Source organism: Botryobacter ruber (assembly GCF_003347595.2).
GTDB lineage: Bacteria > Bacteroidota > Bacteroidia > Cytophagales > Hymenobacteraceae > Pontibacter > Pontibacter ruber_A.
On record NZ_QCZK02000035.1, the window covers coordinates 26,041 to 43,552 of the forward strand.

Genomic DNA, 17,512 nt, shown 5'->3' on the forward strand with positions numbered 1-17,512 from the left:
GGGCCATAGGTTACGCGCAAAACAATGTTACCTGCATTGCCTCTGGCTTAAATCGTTACTTGATAAAAACCGCCTGCACGCTGTATTTAGGCCATTATGTTACATGGGCATAAAGATGTGTTACATAAAATTTTGTAAATGTAACATGGTATATAAGACGTGTAGCATATGACTAACATCCATTCATAATAGTAAGATATATTTGCTAAAGAAAAATAAGAACAATTGTTAGTTAGGTGACTGATAAGAGCGTGTTATTTTTTCAAAATATCCGGGATTATATATGTTTTGACTACAAAATATGGCAGGAATAAAAGTCGGATGCTTTAATACGGGAATAATATTCCAGGCAGCTCTTTAAAGTGGCGCTGTTAGCGTTTGGGTAGAATGTATTTAGTCTGTGTTTTTATGTGCTATAACAGGAGTAATGTAAGTGAAAGTATACATTAAAGCAGCAGTCGATATTAATGACCTGAGTTGCTCTTGATCGTGCTGAAAGTAATGCAGCAAATGTATAGTGGAGTTGATTCAGGAAGTGATGAAATAAGATGAAGATGAGAAGTTGGATCAGGGAATAATAAAAGTGCATAAACCCGCTGTCATAAGTTGAGCAGCAGAGGCAATGGTGGCAGGGGCAGCAGAACTATTTCGCTGGGTTGGTAAGGGGATACATGATGTGATAAGAGAAAAATAGGCACGCACCCGTTTTGCTGCATATAAAGTTTGTGAAGGGAAATGCACTGAAACCGATTTCAGTATTTAGGTTAAAATATCTCCCTTTAAAGCGTACAAAAGGATGAATGATAGAGGTGAGAGGTGCTGTTCTTTTTTTTACTGTTGATTAGGCGGTTTTTAAGTCCTGGAAGAGTGAATTGGTTTTAAAAATCCGAAACGTCATATAATATATAGGTATTTCCTGTTTTTAGCTTAATTATAAGTAGGTAGAAGTTTTGATGATATGTATAAAGAGAAAGAGAAAATATTTGGAAATAAAATTACAACCGATTGCAAAGTTTTAATTAATAGTTTATACATTTAGACCCTTATAGGCAAATCTTACAAGTTTAGATGGAAGATGGGGTTCAATATTTTTTATATGATAATAACTACCATTAGTTCCCAGTGTTTGCTCCTTGGTTTCAATAACGTCCGGATGTAGATCTGGTCGGGATTTAGGTGGCGACAGCCTTTAAAGACCGCTTTTTTACATGACATAAACTGGCGCATGATAAGAGCATTGAAAAAGCAATCAAAGATACTTTTATACAGTCTTAGATGAATTTGAATCTATAATTCAGGTGTATGTAACCTAATCGGTTGATCCAGATTAGCGGGCAGGGCCATTCAAATAGTTTAAAATTTAATAATGATAATATGAAAAAATTACTACGACAAAACCTGCATCTGGTAAAGTATGTATTTTTAGGGGTTTCTGTTCAGTGTTTTTTTGTTGGAGTATCATGGGCATCTGATATTAATTTCCAGCCAAAAAACACAGATGAAGTTTACCTTCTGGATGAAAATTCTATACCCAAAGCTAATGAGCGGGCCATTTCTCAACAGAGCAGGACAGTTACCGGCAGGGTAATCCTGGGTGATGACAAACAGGGAGCACCTGGGGTAAGTGTTTATGTAAAGGGTACTAGCACTGGTACGGTCACAGATATTGATGGCAACTTTAAAATTAATATTCCTTCCCAGGAATCGGTATTGGTTTTTGGTTTTATAGGGTATGTAACACAGGAAGTAACTGTAGGTAACCAAACGCAGATTAATGTTACCCTGACTGCCGACACTAAAACGCTGACCGAAGTTGTAGTGGTGGGATATGGTGAGCAGAAAAAAGAAAGTGTGATTGCGGCCATTGCGCAAACCAAAGGCGCAGTACTCGAGCGGTCCGGTGGCGTGCAAAGCATTGGTGCCGCCTTAACAGGAAATGTTCCGGGTGTTGTTACATCAGCTAGTACAGGGATGCCTGGTGAAGAAGATCCCCGAATCGTAATTCGTGGAACCAGTTCCTTGAGGGGCGCAGAGCCACTTGTTTTGGTGGATGGTATAGAGAGGCCGATGAATACGGTGGATATAAGCTCAGTTGAGTCTGTGTCTGTTCTGAAAGATGCCTCTGCTACAGCTGTTTATGGCGTAAGAGGAGCCAATGGCGTTATCCTGATTACTACCAAAAGAGGTGCCGAAGGAAAAGCTACTATCAGGGCAAGAGTGCAGACTACTGTGAAGGCACCCTCAAAATTACCAGGTAAAGCCGATGCCTATGATACATACATGGTTCGGAACCGGGTAATTGAGAATGAGCTTTCGGTAAGGCCGGCAAGCTGGGTAGATTATCGTCCGCAGGCTATTATTGATAAATACAGAAACCCGGCTAATGAGGAAGAGTTGCAACGATATCCGAATATAGACTGGCAGAAGGAATTGTTTAAGGATTATGCAATGGCCTATAATGCAAGTCTTAATGTTAGTGGAGGTACAAAGCTTGTAAAGTATTTTACTGCTGTTGATTATATGCAGGAAAATGACCTCTTCAAAGTTTATGATAATAAAAGAGGGTACGAGGGTGGTTATGGTTATAACCGTATGAACGTTCGGAGTAACCTGGACTTTCAGTTAACACCTACCACCGTTTTAAGAAGTAACCTTGCCGGCTCGTACGGTGTGCAGAAAAGGCCTAGAATAAACCTGAACGAATACAATGCGTGGATTTCTGCCTACGTCAATGCACCTGATGTATTTTATCCGCAATATTCTGATGGTACATGGGGCTACTATGCGCCAAATCCCAGTAGAGCAGAAAACTCTATGAGAGTAATAGGAACCACTGGTTACAGGTATAATACAACTACACGCCTTAACACAGATTTTACACTGGATCAAAAGCTGGATTTCATTACAAAAGGCCTGAAGTTTTCCGGTACCCTTGCCTTTGATAATACCTTTGTTGAGGTCGATAGAGGAATTGATGAAGGTTTTAATACTGTCCAGGAAAAATGGATAGATCCTGTTACAGGGTTAGAAAGTTACAGGCAGGCTTTTGATGCAAACAACAGGTTTGATTATCGGGAATCTGTAGCATGGACAACAACCGGCGGCTTAGTAGATAATAGGTTTACTCAGCGTAGGCTTTTTTACCAGGCACAACTTAATTATGCCACTAAGATAGGGCAGAAGCATAACATCACATCCATGGCTCTTTTTAACCGTAACGAAACGGCCATGGGTAGCCGGATTCCAAGCTATCGCGAAGACTGGGTGTATAGGGCTACTTATAATTACGACAGTAGATACATGTTTGAGTACAACGGGGCCTATACCGGATCAGAAAAATTCAGCCCGGAAAACCGTTTTGCCTTCTTCCAGTCAGCAGGCGTTGGTTGGTTAATTTCGAGCGAAAAATTCATGAAATCAATCAGCTTTCTGGATTACCTGAAAGTAAGAGCCAACTACGGGCAAATTGGGGACGATGCTGGAACTGACCTCCAGCACCTGTTTATGTCACAATGGGCATATGGTGGTCGGTCTAATTTAGGCACAGTCGGAGAAGGAGGAGCCCAAAGTCCATATGTCTGGTACAGAGAGGCAGCAGTTGGAAACCCGGCACTAAAATGGGAGACAGTTACAAAAGGAAACGTAGGTATTGAGTTTGAATTTCTAAAAGGCCTAATAAGAGGTAGCGTAGATTTCTTCCAGGATAAGCGAGAAGATATTCTCTTAGCAGGTAATCAGCGTGCAATTCCTTTCTACTACGGTAGTCTGGGTAGCTTGCAAGCTCCGACAGCCAACTTAGGAGAAGTACACAACAGGGGTTTTGAGTATGAGCTTAACCTTAACCACACCTTCGGGAACGGGTTGCGCTTGTGGTCTAATATGAATATGACACATGCCAGAAACAAAATCATTGAACGGGACGATCCGCAGTTGCTTCCTGAATATCAAAAGCAGGAAGGAAGACGAATAGGGCAGGCTACTTCTCATGTAAATCATGATTATTACAATACCTGGGATGAACTTTATGCCAGCACAATGCATGACCAGAATGATGGGTTCAAATTGCCAGGAAACTACCATCTCATTGACTATAATGCTGATGGTTTGATTGATGCACGGGATGTTATTCCATACGGTCATTCGGGTACGCCTGAAAACACCTACAATGCTACTTTCGGTTTTGAGTGGAAAGGGTTTAGCAGCTTTGCGCAGTTCTACGGTGTAAATAATGTAACACGGCAGGTGGTATTTGGTAGCTTAGGTGGACAAAACAATGTTGTATACGCCGAAGGTACTTACTGGTCTAAAGATAATCCAAATGCTGATACACCTCTGCCTCGTTGGCTTTCTACGCCGGCTGGCTATTACAGAGGTACCCAGTATATGTTTGATGGCTCTTATGTCCGTCTGAAGAACATGGAAGTGGCCTATACATTTGATTCTAATTTAGTAAAACGACTAGGTGTGAACAATGTGAGACTTTTTGTAAACGGTAATAACCTACTGTTATGGACTAAAATGCCAGACGACAGAGAATCTAATTTTGCAGGCACAGGATGGGCTTCACAAGGCGCGTACCCAACTGTAAAAAGATATAATGTTGGGGCTAATATTACATTTTAATTAAATAAATAATATGAAAAAGTATCTGAAATATATCGTAAGAGGCAGCTTGGCACTATGCATAATTATGTTTGCCTCTTGCGAAGATTACCTGGAAAGGACCCCTGAATCTATAGTATCTCCGGACCAGGCATTTAAAAATTATGTTAATTTCCAGGGCTATACAGAAGAGCTTTATCATGCCATTCCTGATTTTACCAATGCCTATTGGACAAATTCATGGAACTGGGGAGAAGACGAAATACAGTCTACAGCTCGTGATTTCCATTTTGATGTGAAAATTGATAACGGAAATTTCTGGGGATGGCAGCGAGAACATGATGGCTGGGGGGCCGGATGGATGGATGGTGGCGGTAGTACAAATAATGACAGGATGTCGAAGAGGTTATGGCCACTTGGCTGGTACGGCATACGCAAAGCAAACCTTGGTCTTGCTAACCTGGATAAAATGACCGATGCAACAGAAGAGGAGAAGAAACTGATTAAAGGTCAGTTGCTTTTCTTCAGGGCATGGTTCCATTTTCAATTTATTCAGTATTTTGGAGGGCTTCCATACATCGATTACGTACTCCCTTCCGATGAGCCGTTAAGATTGCCCCGACTCAGTTACCACGAGAGCGCTGAAAAAGTTGCAAAAGATTTAAGGGAAGCCGCTGACTTACTGCCTATAAATTGGGATAATACTGTTGCAGGAAGAAAAACGCTTGGACAAAATGATCTGCGTATCAACAAGATCATGGCGCTGGGATATTTAGGGAAAAATTATCTTTGGGCGGCAAGTCCATTGATGAATAAAGTTTCAACAGGAAATAGTACCTATAACCAGGAATATGCCAAAAAAGCTGCCGAAGCATTTGGTGAGTTATTATCCCTGGTAGAAAATGGCCAGACTCAATATGGTTTGTTTCCTTTTGCACAATACTCCCGTAATTTCTATACAACAGGACAAAACTGGAGAATGCCGGGAAGTATTATTGATCCTACTTCAAATATGACTGTTGCCGAGGCCATTTTCCGGTCTCCTACATGGGGTGCAAACGGATCAAACTGGGGTACAAGTAAGCAATATCAACCAGCGATATTAGCTGACGGAGATGTAAAGTTTTTGCCGACATCTAATTATGTAGCCTATTATGGAATGGCAAACGGGTTGCCTATTGAAGATATAACAAAGGCTGATCCGGTTTCCGGGTATGATCCGGAGTATCCATGGAAAGGCCGTGACCCACGCTTTTATAATGATATTGTGTATGATGGCGTAAAGACTGTGCAGGGAAGTATACCTACGAGTGTTCCTGACCATGCTACTGTCCGTTATGCCGATCTTTCCACCGGCGGTAGATACAGGAATGTAGCAACCGGTAGCCGTACGGGATACCTGCTTTACAAGTTTATTCCAATAACTGCAAACAAATATGATAACGGATATGATTACGGTAACAGCCTTCATATCAAAGTTCCATACATGCGTTTAGCTGATGTTTATCTGATGTATGCAGAAGCTGCTGCGCAGGCATATGGGTCTCCTACCGGTAAAGCTCCAAATTATAGTAAGACTGCAGTTGAAGCCGTAAATGTGATCCGTGACAGGGCCGGTGTTGGACAAGTCGCTTCCAGCTTCCTTGGCTCGCTAGATGCCTTTATGGAGGAATTAAGACGTGAACGGGCTGTGGAACTTGCATATGAAGGACACCGTTTTAATGACCTTCGCCGCTGGTTATTACTCACCGAAAGCCCATATACACTTAAAAAGTCTGTAGAGTTTGATAGGGTAGGTACATTTAATGCGCAGGATCCAAGCCAAAACAAAGTAGCTAACCTAAGAGAGCAGGTTATTCTGGAACGAAAGTTCAGTGATAAACACTACTGGTTACCTTTGAAGGTAGCTGATGTAAACATGTACCCGGAGCTTTATCAAAATCCAGGTTGGTAATCTAATTATGATTTTAAATAATAAAGTTTAAAACTGAACATAATGAAACACATATATAAGAAGGTAGTTTTAGGTGCGATTGCCACTGTATTACCAGTGATGATGCACGCGCAGACTACTGATAAAATAAATATTCAGGCAGTAGTTCGTGATGCTAAAGGTAATCCGCTACGAGGTGTTGTAGTGAAAAATGAATTGGATAATAGCATTACTGCTGTTACAGATTCCCTGGGGGCATTTACCTTAAGTACATCACCTAATGCTATTCTGACAGTGGGCGCTTCGGGATATAAATCAAAATCAGTTGTAGCGAGCTCAGATTTGAGCGAAATTACAATTGCCTTAGATCAATATAACAGGCCGGTACAGGTAGCACACCGAAAAGTCGACCAAAAGGATCTTACCACGGAAGTTACAGTTGTTGACGTGTCGGAAATGCTGGAAAAAAACTACACTACCTCCAGCTTACAAAATATGGAAGGATTAGCTAATGGCTTCCATGGCAACATCTGGGGGATGGACGAATATTTAGTATTGGTAGACGGGGTACCTCGCGATGCGGGTAGCGTTATGCCTACTGAAATAGACCAGATAACTTTCTTGAAAGGTGTGTCAGCAGTGGCTCTGTATGGTAGTCGTGGAGCAAAAGGCATTGTGTATATTACTACAAAAAGAGGAGTGGTAGGAGATCTGCAAATTAGAGGCAGGGTAAATAGTGGCATCCATGTTCCAAAAAGCTACCCTAAGTATCTTGGCTCGGCAGAATATATGACACTGTATAATGAAGCGCGCCGTAATGACGGGCTGAGTGATTTGTATTCAGAGTCAACTATTTATAACCATGCCATTGGGGAGAATCCTTATAGATATCCGAGTATAGATTTCTATTCACCAGAATACCTGAAGAAAACTTATAACAGACACGATGCAACTGTTGAAATCTCAGGGGGCAATCAAAAAGCCCGTTACTATACTAATATTGGGTTTAATACCGAAGGCTCTTTGCTAAACTTTGGTGAAGCCCTTAAGCATAATAGCAACGACCGTCTTAATGTTCGCGGTAATGTAGATGTAAGTATAACAGATAACATTTATGCAAAAGTTGATGCTGCTGCTATCTACTACAATCAGCGCGGTGTAAATACTAATTACTGGCAAAGTGCTGCTACACTTCGCCCGAATAGGTTTGCTCCACTTGTGCCGATAAGTATGATCGAAGCCAATGATGAGGCCTCATTAATATTGGCAAACAATAGCAGTAATATTATTGACGGCAGGTTTGTTTTAGGTGGTACACAATTAGAACAAACAAATCCCTTTGCAACCATTTACGCTGGAGGAAACTCGCAATTCACAAGCCGCCAGTTCCAGTTTAACACGACAGTTGGTGCTAACCTGAGCAATGTGTTGCAAGGCTTAAGCTTTGAGTCCACCATAGGGCTAGACTACGCTACTTCTTATACCCAATCCTTTAACAACGATTATGCTGTATTTGCACCAACCTGGAACAGTTATGCAGGATATGACCAGATCACTAGTTTAACACAGTTTGGTACTGATGCAAGAACAGGTAATCAAAATGTTTCTGGAAGTACCTTCAGGCAAAACCTCGCCTTTTCCGGTCAGTTTAATTACCTGAATACGATAAATGATAACCACAACATTTCAGCCATGTTGGTGGCTAATGGTTTCCAGTTGTCTAACTCTGGTGTGTACCACAGGACAAGTAATGCAAACCTGGGACTTCACCTGGGGTATGATTTCAAGAATAAATACTATGCAGACTTCAATGGTGCCTTGGTGCACTCAGCAAGACTGCCTGAGGCTAACCGACAAGCTTTTTCGCCTACAGTATCCCTGGGCTGGCGAATCAGTGAAGAAGATTTCCTGCAAGGTTCATCGGTAGTAGACAACCTGAAGCTAACCGCATCGGCTGGTAGATTGTATACAGACATGAGTATTAACGACTATTACCTGTATACAGAAAATTATAACCAGACAGAAGGATCCTGGTTTGGCTGGAGAGACGGATCGCTTAGCAGAACTACAGACTCAAGACGAGGTGCTAACCCTGATCTGACATTTGCAAAGAGAGATGAAGTAAATGTGGGCCTCGACGCATCATTATTTAATAACCTGGTAAACTTTGAGGGTTCGGTTTTTGCAAATAAAATGACTGGTAATGTTGTACAAACACCTGTTTTGTATCCAAGTTATTTTGTCACAGGTTTCCCAAATGCTAATTTTCTTCCCTATATCAACTATAATGATGATCAGCGGGTAGGGTTCGATTATAACCTGAGGCTTAACAATAAGCTCAATGAACTAGAATGGACAGTAGGATTTGTAGGAAGTTACTATAAGACCACTGCTATTAAACGAGCAGAATTTTTCGAAGATGAATATCAATATAGAGAAGGAAAACCTTTGGATGCCATTTGGGGATTACAAAGCGAAGGCTTTTTCACAAGCCAGGATGAAATAGAGAGTTCTCCCAAACAGAGTTTCGGTCCGGTACAACCAGGTGATTTAAAGTACAAAGATCAGAATGGTGATGGAATAATAAATGCACAGGATGAAGTATTTCTTGGAAGAGGTGGTTGGTACGGATCACCGCTAACTTTGGGCCTCAACCTGACTGCTAAATGGAAAAACTTTACCTTCTTTGCTTTAGGCCTTGGCCGTTATGGTGCTTATGCCATGAAGAACAATTCATACTTTTGGATAGCCGGCGAAGATAAGTATTCTGAAGTTGTACGTGGTCGCTGGACAGAAGAAACTAAAGAGACAGCAACTTTCCCACGACTGACAACTTTAGGAAGAAATAATAACTTCCGCAATTCAGACTTCTGGCTTTACAAAAACAACAGATTCGATCTGGCTAAAATTCAGGTTTCTTATGACCTGCCTCAGAGAGTCTTTGGGAATTCATTTATCCGCGAAATGGGGGTGTATGCTAGTGGGTTCAATCTTCTTACAGTCTCTAAAGAACGTGAGTTGATGGAGATGAATGTAGGGGGGGCTCCTCAGACAAGATTTTACAATCTAGGGGTTAAAGCATTATTTTAATAAGAATTAAAAAAAGAGAAATGAAAAAGAAAATAATATTCTTTTTGACAGTTGCTGTAATGTTTAGCAGTTGCGATGATTTGTTCGAACCTGCAAACCAAAACATACGGGAGATTGAGGGGATGTACGGAGAGCCAATATTTGCGCAGGGAATTCTGCTAAATGCATATAATCGCATCCCAACAAACTCATGGTCTTTCAATGATGTTGCAACGGATGATGCTGTAAGTAATGATGTAAACAGCGCCTATTTAAGGGCCGCTACAGGGCAATGGGCAGCTAACATGGATCCATTTAACCAGTGGACAAACTCGAAAGCAGCCATTCAATACCTGAACCTCATGCTAAAAGAGACTGATAAGGTAAACTGGGCGCAAAACCAAGAAGCTAGCGCTATGTTCAATGACCGGATGAAAGGGGAAGCCTATGGACTGCGGGCGCTGTTTATGTATCATTTGTTGCTGAATCATGCAGGATGGTCTAATGGCCAATTACTAGGTGTGCCTATTTTACTGGAGCCGGAAGATCCAAAATCAGATTTTAATAAACCCAGGGATACCTTCGAAGCGAATATGCAGCAAATTTACAGCGATGTGAAAATGGCCGAAGAACTTCTTCCTTTAGATTATAATCTGAACAGTAGTATAACTAATATATCCCAGGTTCCTGAAAAGTATAGAACTGGAAATGATGTAAATGATCTGGATAATTACAGGCGAGTGTTTGGTGAATTTGCCAGGCAGCGAATGTCAGGTCGTATAGCAAAAGCGATAAGAGCGCAGGCTGCCCTTTTAGCCGCTAGCCCTGCTTATAGTGCAGGTAACACTACCACCTGGGAAGATGCTGCAAAATTTGCAGGAGAAGTATTACAGCTTAATGGGGGTGTAAGTGGATTGGCCCCTAATGGCGGTACCTGGTATAATAATACGGCAGAACTTGCAGGGCTGGCATCCGGAGCTAATCCACCAGAAATTCTGTGGAGAACGGATATTGGTGAAAGTAATGCACTTGAACGACAGATGTTTCCTCCTGATTTATTTGGTAATGGCCGTCTAAATCCTACGCAGAATCTGGTGAACGCATTTCCAATGAGCAATGGTTACCCAATAACACATGCTTCCAGTAATTTTAATCCTTCAGATCCTTATGCTGGCCGAGACCCGCGTCTGGCAAAATATATTGTTGTGAACAGAAGTACCTTAGGAGTAAACAATACAATAATCGAGACGGCTGCGGATGCTCTTACTAATCCAGATGGTACTCCTAATAATGATGCTCTTAACAGGGTAGAAACCTCTACACGAACAGGTTATTATTTAAGGAAGTTACTCCGTCCGGATGTTAACCTTAATCCTCAGACTACCACCCAGCAAAGACGTTATCAACCACGTATCAGGTATACTGAAATATATCTTGCTTATGCAGAAGCAGCTAACGAAGCGTGGGGACCTATGGGAACCGGTTCTTTTGGATTCTCGGCATATGATGTTATTTCTGCAATCAGAAGACGCGCCGGAATTACTCAACCGGATAATTACCTGGAATCTGTTAAAGGTAATAAGGAAGCTATGCGTGAACTGATCAGAAATGAGCGTCGTTTAGAATTGAGTTTTGAAGGGTTCCGCTTCTGGGACTTACGTCGGTGGAAGGAAAACCTCAATGTTCCGGCTCGGGGTGTAATGATTGTAGATGGAAACCACCAGCCATTCATTGTTGAGGAAAGGATATTTACTGACTATATGTACCATGGCCCAATTCCATATAGCGAAATTCTGAAGTTTAATGCTTTAACACAAAACAACGGGTGGTAAGGAAGGTTAGAACCTATTACATCTGTTAAATAATCATATAACAAAAAGTTATAAAAGATGAAAAAAATATGCTTTAATTTTTTAGCCTTACTGGCCTTCCTTACTTCTTGCGAAAATAAGGAAGTGGTATTCCCGGATTACGAGTATCAGTCAACCTATTTTGCTTATCAATACCCTGTGCGGACCCTCACGCTCGGTGAAGATATTGTGGATACTTCACTTGACAATCAACGCAGAGTGAAGATAATGGCTACAACAGGAGGTGTGTATGACAATAAAAAAGATGTTACAGTAGACTTTACGGTTGATAATTCACTTACCCAAGGTATATTGTTTGATCAAAATGGAACTGCAGTAAAGGCAATGCCCAGTAACTACTATAAGTTGGCATCCAATAAAATTGTTATTCCTGCAGGCAAACTGATAGGTGGTGTTGAAGTAGAACTTACTCCTGAATTTTTCGCAGATCCGCTGGCTCTTCAGAATAATTATGTTATCCCTCTGCGCATGACAAACGTTGTGAATGCAGATACAATTTTATCTGGTAAACCTTTGGTTCAGAATGCAAAGAGAGGTGTAGCAGGAGAATGGAGTGTTCTTCCTAAGGATTTTATTTTATATGCAGTAAAATATATTAATCCATGGCATGGATTTTATTTACGCAGGGGTAAAGATGAGATCAAAGGTAAGAACGGAGATACTTCACTTGACCAGACGCTTGTAAGACAACAACAGTATGTTGAACTTGATGAAGTTGTAAAATTGACTACTCAATCATTGAGTAAAATTGATTTTCCGGTAGTTTATAAGGATAAAGATGGAAAAAATATCAATGTTAATTTAATATTGACATTTGATGAACAAGGTAACATTACAGTATCTTCTAATTCAACTGAATACACTGTTACTGGTAGCGGCAAGTTCGAGAAAAGAGGAGAAAAAAACAGCTGGGGTAACGTCGATCGCGATGCCATTTATCTGAATTATACTGTAGACTTCGCGAACATGCAGATAAAATCTACTGATACCTTAGTGATGAGGAACCGTGGAGTTGCATTTGAAACATTTTCTCCGGTAGTACAGTGATATAAAAAAGCTAAAGTAACTAAAAATGAAACATATATATAAAACATGCCTTTTTGTTGCTGGCCTGGCAATGGCGACAGCTTGTGAGCAGGAGCCTCTCGAATTTGAAGTAGAGAAACCGGCAAGTTTTGCAGCACAGGAAGAGATAGATGCCTACGCCGATCTTAAAACCTATATCAATAGAGAAGCTAATCCTACTTTTAAGTTAGGGGCGGGGGTTGCTCTATCTGAATATGTACAGAAAGGGGTAATGTACAGGCTGGTCAACCGGAATTTTGATGAAATTACGCCGCGAAGTGAAATGAACCACGGAGCAGTTGTACAAGCAAACGGAAGCCTGAGCCTGGGTAATGTAGAAACATTGCTTGGTACAGCAAAAGATGCTGGTGCCTCAGTTTATGGCCAGGCACTTACCTGGCACTTAAACCAGAATGCTACTTACCTTAAGGGCTTACTGGCTCCTTTGGTTGTGGAGTCCCCTGTGTATGTTAACTCGTTAAACCTTTCCGGTTTAAGTACTGGAACGATGCAAGGCTGGACATCAACCAGCGGGGTTTCTGTTGTTGATGCTGAAGGTATGGGCGCAGGAAAAGCGATAAAGCTTACATCAGGTGCCGGTTCATCACAGCCTCAGGACCTGCAACTGGTAACTCCGGAGATTACCGTTGTACCCGGAAAAGAATACGAAGTGGTTGCTTATATTAAGTCTGATAAACCGGGAGAGGGGCGTATCGCTTTCGAAGGATTAGCTAATAATACGCCTGAGATAGACTGGATGAAGACCGGTAAAGCAACTAAAACGTTTGCTACCAGTACCAGCTGGAAAGAAATCAGGTTTAAGATCAAGGACTTCCAGGGAGAGAAAATCAAGCTTCATTTTGATTTAGGATACAAACCTAATGTAACCTATTACCTGGATGCTAAAAACTTTTATGTGTATAATACCCAGGGCGAAAAAATAGTCACGAACCTTGTTAATGAGGGCGATTTTGAAACCGGAACTGGCTGGGGAGGCTGGGGAAACAACTCCACAAGAGGAGTAACCGCAGCAGGAGAGGGTGTACAGGGCGGAAAAGCCTTCTTTGTTACAAACCCTTCTAAAACCGGTGGTTTTTGGGAAGTTCAAACTCTTTATCAATTGCCCGGAGGAGCATTGCAGAATGGAAAAGTTTACAAGTTAAGCTTTTGGGTAAAAGGAACTACAGAAGGTATCATAAGACCTGAAATACAGAGTCCTAATTATAGCTCAAGCGGCTTTGGGCAGGTGAGTGTTACTACAGAATGGAAACAGGTAGATCTTGCCACTACCATAAATGCAGATGACAGAAGCCGTTTAGTAATCAGCTACGGTGAATTTGCTGGGACGGTTTACATTGACAAGGTTGTATTAGCCATGGAAGGTGCCACTACAGGAGGCACATCGACGTCCGTAGAAAAAACTCCTTCGGAGAAAAAAGAAATTATTGCCGGGCATATGGAGCAGTGGATTTCCGGTATGGTGAAAACTGCAGCACCTTATGTGAAAGCATGGACTGTGGTGAAAGACCCGATGGATGATACTAACCCGAATGAACTGAAAACCGGAATTGGTAAAGCTAATATGGCTGCAGATGAGTTTTACTGGCAGGATTATTTAGGTAAAGATTATGGTGTACAAGCCTTTAAACTTGCCCGGCAACATGGTAATGCCAGTGATCTGCTCTTTATCAGCGATCATAACCTGCATAGCAACCTTGATAAAACCAGAGGACTTATCAAGTACGTGGAATACCTGGAAAGCCAGGGTGCCAAAGTGGATGGCATAGCAACTCAGATGCGTATCAGAATTGATTCGAATAAAGACGCCATCCGGGAGATGTTCCAGTTGCTAGCAGCTACCGGCAAAATGATTAAAGTTTCTGAGCTTGAAGTAGCGTTGGGTGTTGCTGCAAACCAAGCTACTGAAGCACATTATGCCGCTCAGAAAGAGATGTATCAGTATGTGGTTGAAAAGTACATGGAGATTATTCCTGCTGCTAAACGCTACGGTATTACTGTTTGGCGACCAACTGACCCAACTCCAGCCTCGACCGCTGATCCGCTTGGCATGTGGACATCTGACGCAAACCTTACCAGAAAGCCTGCTTATTCAGGTTTTGCAGATGCCCTGAAAGCTAAATAATTTTTTGTTGATACTTAGAAGGGTTAGCAATAAGAATAGAATTTTTCGCCGAATCTGTTCTTGTTGCTAACCCTTATTTTTAGGTGTTTGCTGAACCGGGTAACAATATCATTGCTATAGCGGAGCTATGGCAGTGGGTGTGGTAACAGGAGCTGTAGATTTATAAATTGTCATCAGTTTTAGTTCGCCAATCAAGGTAAAAGATTTCGCTAGCCTAGAGCTTTAGAACTTTTCTGCTGCCCCAGCCACCATAGTCTCTGCTCCTCAAATAGGATGATTTTTAATCATTGTAATAGTAAATCCATGATGTGTTCGTCAATAAAATTCTAAATGACATCATTAGCCTATCCTCCTAATCTCACTACAAATCCCGAAAAATTATGAAAAAGATACTCCTTGCTATTCTAAGCTTTGTTCTATTCTCAATTAGTTCCTGGGCGCAGGAAAACGAGAAGATAGCTCCAGAAGGGTTTGACAAGTTACAAACAGGCATCCCACATGGGCAACTCGACACAGTAACGTATAATTCAAAGACAGTTGGCTCACAGCGTAAAGCAGTAGTTTATACTCCTCCGGGATACTCGAAAAAGAAAAAGTACCCGGTCTTATACCTGTTGCACGGCATCGGCGGTGATGAATTTGAGTGGCTGCGAAATGGCCAGCCCCAAGTAATCCTGGATAATCTATACGCGCAGGGAAAGATCAAACCCATGCTGGTCGTGCTGCCCAATGGCCGTGCGATGAAAGACGATCGGGCAGTAGGTAATATTTTCGATAGCACCAAAGTGCAGGCATTTGCCACCTTTGAGCAGGATTTGCTTAACGACCTTATTCCTTTCATTGAAGCGAATTATCCTGTACACAAAGATCAGAAACGTCGTGCCATTGCAGGTTTATCTATGGGTGGCGGTCAGTCCCTGAATTTTGGTTTAGGCAACCTGTATAAATTTGCCTGGGTAGGTGGCTTTTCGTCTGCACCTAATACGAAGACACCGGATAAATTACTTCCCAATCCGGAAGAAGCCAAAAAGAAATTACAGCTGCTCTGGATTTCCTGTGGAACTGAGGATAACCTGATGCGGATCAGTACCCGCACACATGAGTACCTGGACCAAAATAAGGTGCCTCACATTTTTTATGTAGAACCGGGCGGCCACGACTTTAAAGTGTGGAAAAACGATTTGTACATGTTCTCCCAACTCTTGTTTAAGCCTGTAGATAAATCTAAGTTTTCCAACATAACTGTCCTGGATATACCGGCTTCCACAAATGTCAGATAGGAAAGCTAAATACGCAGCTGACTGTAATTTGCTAACCTTAAACCCATAAGCTTTGAAAAAACTCAACTTGATATTGCTGTCGGTGCTACTGGGGCTACTCCCTTTGCAACTGATGGCCTGGCCTGGTATGCCCCTGCCGCCACTGCATGTGGAGGGGCGTAATCTGAAAGATAACTGCGGGAATAATGTCGTGCTGCACGGTATAGCCATTACGCCAAGTCCATGGTTTAATGGCTGCCAGTATGGGTTTAGCTCTCGGTATTGCACCTGGGATAATTACAATGTGCAGGGCGCGCTGAATTATAACAAAGCAGTGATGGACAGGCTCACCAACACAAACGATGGCTGGTACCTGAATTACATCCGGCTTCACATCGATCCTTATTGGACCAACACGCCCGGGCCTCCAATTTTTGAAAACGATATCTCCAGGTTCAGTTACGACCGGTTGGTAACCTACACCGATCAGGTTATTATTCCGCTGATAAACCATGCCCGCGAAAGGGGAATGTATGTCATTCTGCGCCCACCAGGCGTTTGTCCGGAGCGTATTGCGGTGAATGATGCCTACCATGCCTATCTTAAAACCATCTGGACCTATTTATCGCAGCACCCAGGGCTAAAGAATGTCGACCATGTAATGTTTGAGTTAGCCAATGAACCTGTCGATATCCTGGGAACAAATGGTGTTTACGGAAAAACCGGACTCGCGCATTTTGCTGCTCTGAAAAACTTTTTTCAACCACTGGTAGACATCATCCGGAATAATGGCGCCAATAATATACTTTGGATACCAGGCACAGGTTGGCAATCTCATTATGCAGGTTATGCCACCTATCCGATAACAGGTGGTAACATAGGGTATGCAGTACACGTGTATCCGGGTTATTGGGGTAGTACTCAGAACTACGAAGCTTTTCAAAGAGCTTGGAATGAGCATGTAAAACCGGTTGCAGATATTGCTCCCATTGCTATTACTGAAACCGACTGGGCGCCTGAAGGCTATGGCGCCTGGGGCAAGGCAACAACCGGAACAGCAGGAGGGGAAGGATTTGGAGCAAACCTGAATTTTATCGCCAATCAATCCGGGAATGTAAGCTGGAATGTGCTGGCCCCCGATAACCTGCTGGATAAGGGCGATCCCAATGGTGGTCTGGCCTACAATGGTGATTGGGAAGCTTGTGCAGCACCGGTAATGCAGTGGTTCGCCCAGTACGCCAACAGCAATGTTCCTGTAGCTGGTTGTAATACGACTTCCATAAAGGATAATGAAATAAGTAAGGCCTTTGAGATTTTTCCAAATCCTGCCACGAATGGAAATTTTACAGTTTTACTCCGTTCTCCTTTTGTTAAAAATTACAGGATTACCATTTACACCACAAGTGGAAAACGGGTGTTCGGGCAGCAGCAACTGCAGTATGGCGAAAGCTTTATCAGTACAGGACTGGAGCAGGGCATGTATTTGCTGGAAATAACAGGTGATAATTTTTCTTTTAGGAGCAAGCTTCTCATACAATAGGGGAGCAATCCACTGTTCCCCGTGTAACTA

At 42.2% G+C, this 17,512-nt stretch carries 7 protein-coding genes and 1 pseudogene; all 8 read left to right on the forward strand.

Annotated elements, in window-relative coordinates; genetic code table 11:
- The first annotated feature begins 1,374 nt into the window (after window positions 1-1,374).
- The 8 genes and pseudogenes from DCW36_RS09965 (at window position 1,375) to DCW36_RS10000 (ending at window position 17,482) form a co-directional block, all read left to right on the forward strand.
- Window positions 1,375-4,623 (forward strand): SusC/RagA family TonB-linked outer membrane protein, encoded by a 3,249-nt coding sequence (locus DCW36_RS09965; RefSeq protein WP_114778606.1) that lies wholly within the window; start codon window positions 1,375-1,377, stop codon window positions 4,621-4,623.
- Window positions 4,624-4,636: 13 nt separating this feature from the next.
- Window positions 4,637-6,556 carry a RagB/SusD family nutrient uptake outer membrane protein gene (locus tag DCW36_RS09970; RefSeq protein ID WP_114778488.1) on the forward strand — a complete coding sequence of 640 codons (1,920 nt, stop codon included), beginning with the start codon at window positions 4,637-4,639 and terminating at the stop codon, window positions 6,554-6,556.
- Window positions 6,557-6,598: 42 nt separating this feature from the next.
- Complete coding sequence (locus DCW36_RS09975; RefSeq protein WP_114778489.1) at window positions 6,599-9,625, forward strand: SusC/RagA family TonB-linked outer membrane protein; 3,027 nt, start codon at window positions 6,599-6,601, stop codon at window positions 9,623-9,625.
- A 20-nt stretch (window positions 9,626-9,645) separates the two neighbouring features.
- Entirely contained in the window at window positions 9,646-11,436 is a 1,791-nt protein-coding gene (locus DCW36_RS09980; RefSeq protein WP_114778490.1) for a RagB/SusD family nutrient uptake outer membrane protein, read from the forward strand.
- A gap of 57 nt (window positions 11,437-11,493) precedes the next feature.
- Window positions 11,494-12,522 (forward strand): DUF5627 domain-containing protein, encoded by a 1,029-nt coding sequence (locus tag DCW36_RS09985; RefSeq protein ID WP_114778491.1) that lies wholly within the window; start codon window positions 11,494-11,496, stop codon window positions 12,520-12,522.
- A gap of 25 nt (window positions 12,523-12,547) precedes the next feature.
- Window positions 12,548-14,683 carry an endo-1,4-beta-xylanase gene (locus tag DCW36_RS09990; RefSeq protein ID WP_114778492.1) on the forward strand — a complete coding sequence of 712 codons (2,136 nt, stop codon included), beginning with the start codon at window positions 12,548-12,550 and terminating at the stop codon, window positions 14,681-14,683.
- Between the two features lie 380 nt (window positions 14,684-15,063).
- Window positions 15,064-15,960 (forward strand): annotated as a pseudogene (locus tag DCW36_RS09995) (alpha/beta hydrolase); the annotation flags it as partial.
- Window positions 15,961-16,015: 55 nt separating this feature from the next.
- Entirely contained in the window at window positions 16,016-17,482 is a 1,467-nt protein-coding gene (locus DCW36_RS10000; RefSeq protein ID WP_114778494.1) for a glycoside hydrolase family 5 protein, read from the forward strand.
- Window positions 17,483-17,512 lie beyond the last annotated feature (30 nt).

Excerpts from the sequence above, each read along its gene's own strand:
- DCW36_RS09975 (WP_114778489.1), top strand. The coding sequence starts at position 6,599 with ATGAAACACATATATAAGAAGGTAGTTTTAGGTGCGATTGCCACTGTA.
- DCW36_RS09985 (WP_114778491.1), top strand. The coding sequence starts at position 11,494 with ATGAAAAAAATATGCTTTAATTTTTTAGCCTTACTGGCCTTCCTTACT.
- DCW36_RS09980 (WP_114778490.1), top strand. The coding sequence starts at position 9,646 with ATGAAAAAGAAAATAATATTCTTTTTGACAGTTGCTGTAATGTTTAGC.
- DCW36_RS09965 (WP_114778606.1), top strand. The coding sequence starts at position 1,375 with ATGAAAAAATTACTACGACAAAACCTGCATCTGGTAAAGTATGTATTT.
- DCW36_RS09990 (WP_114778492.1), top strand. The coding sequence starts at position 12,548 with ATGAAACATATATATAAAACATGCCTTTTTGTTGCTGGCCTGGCAATG.
- DCW36_RS09970 (WP_114778488.1), top strand. The coding sequence starts at position 4,637 with ATGAAAAAGTATCTGAAATATATCGTAAGAGGCAGCTTGGCACTATGC.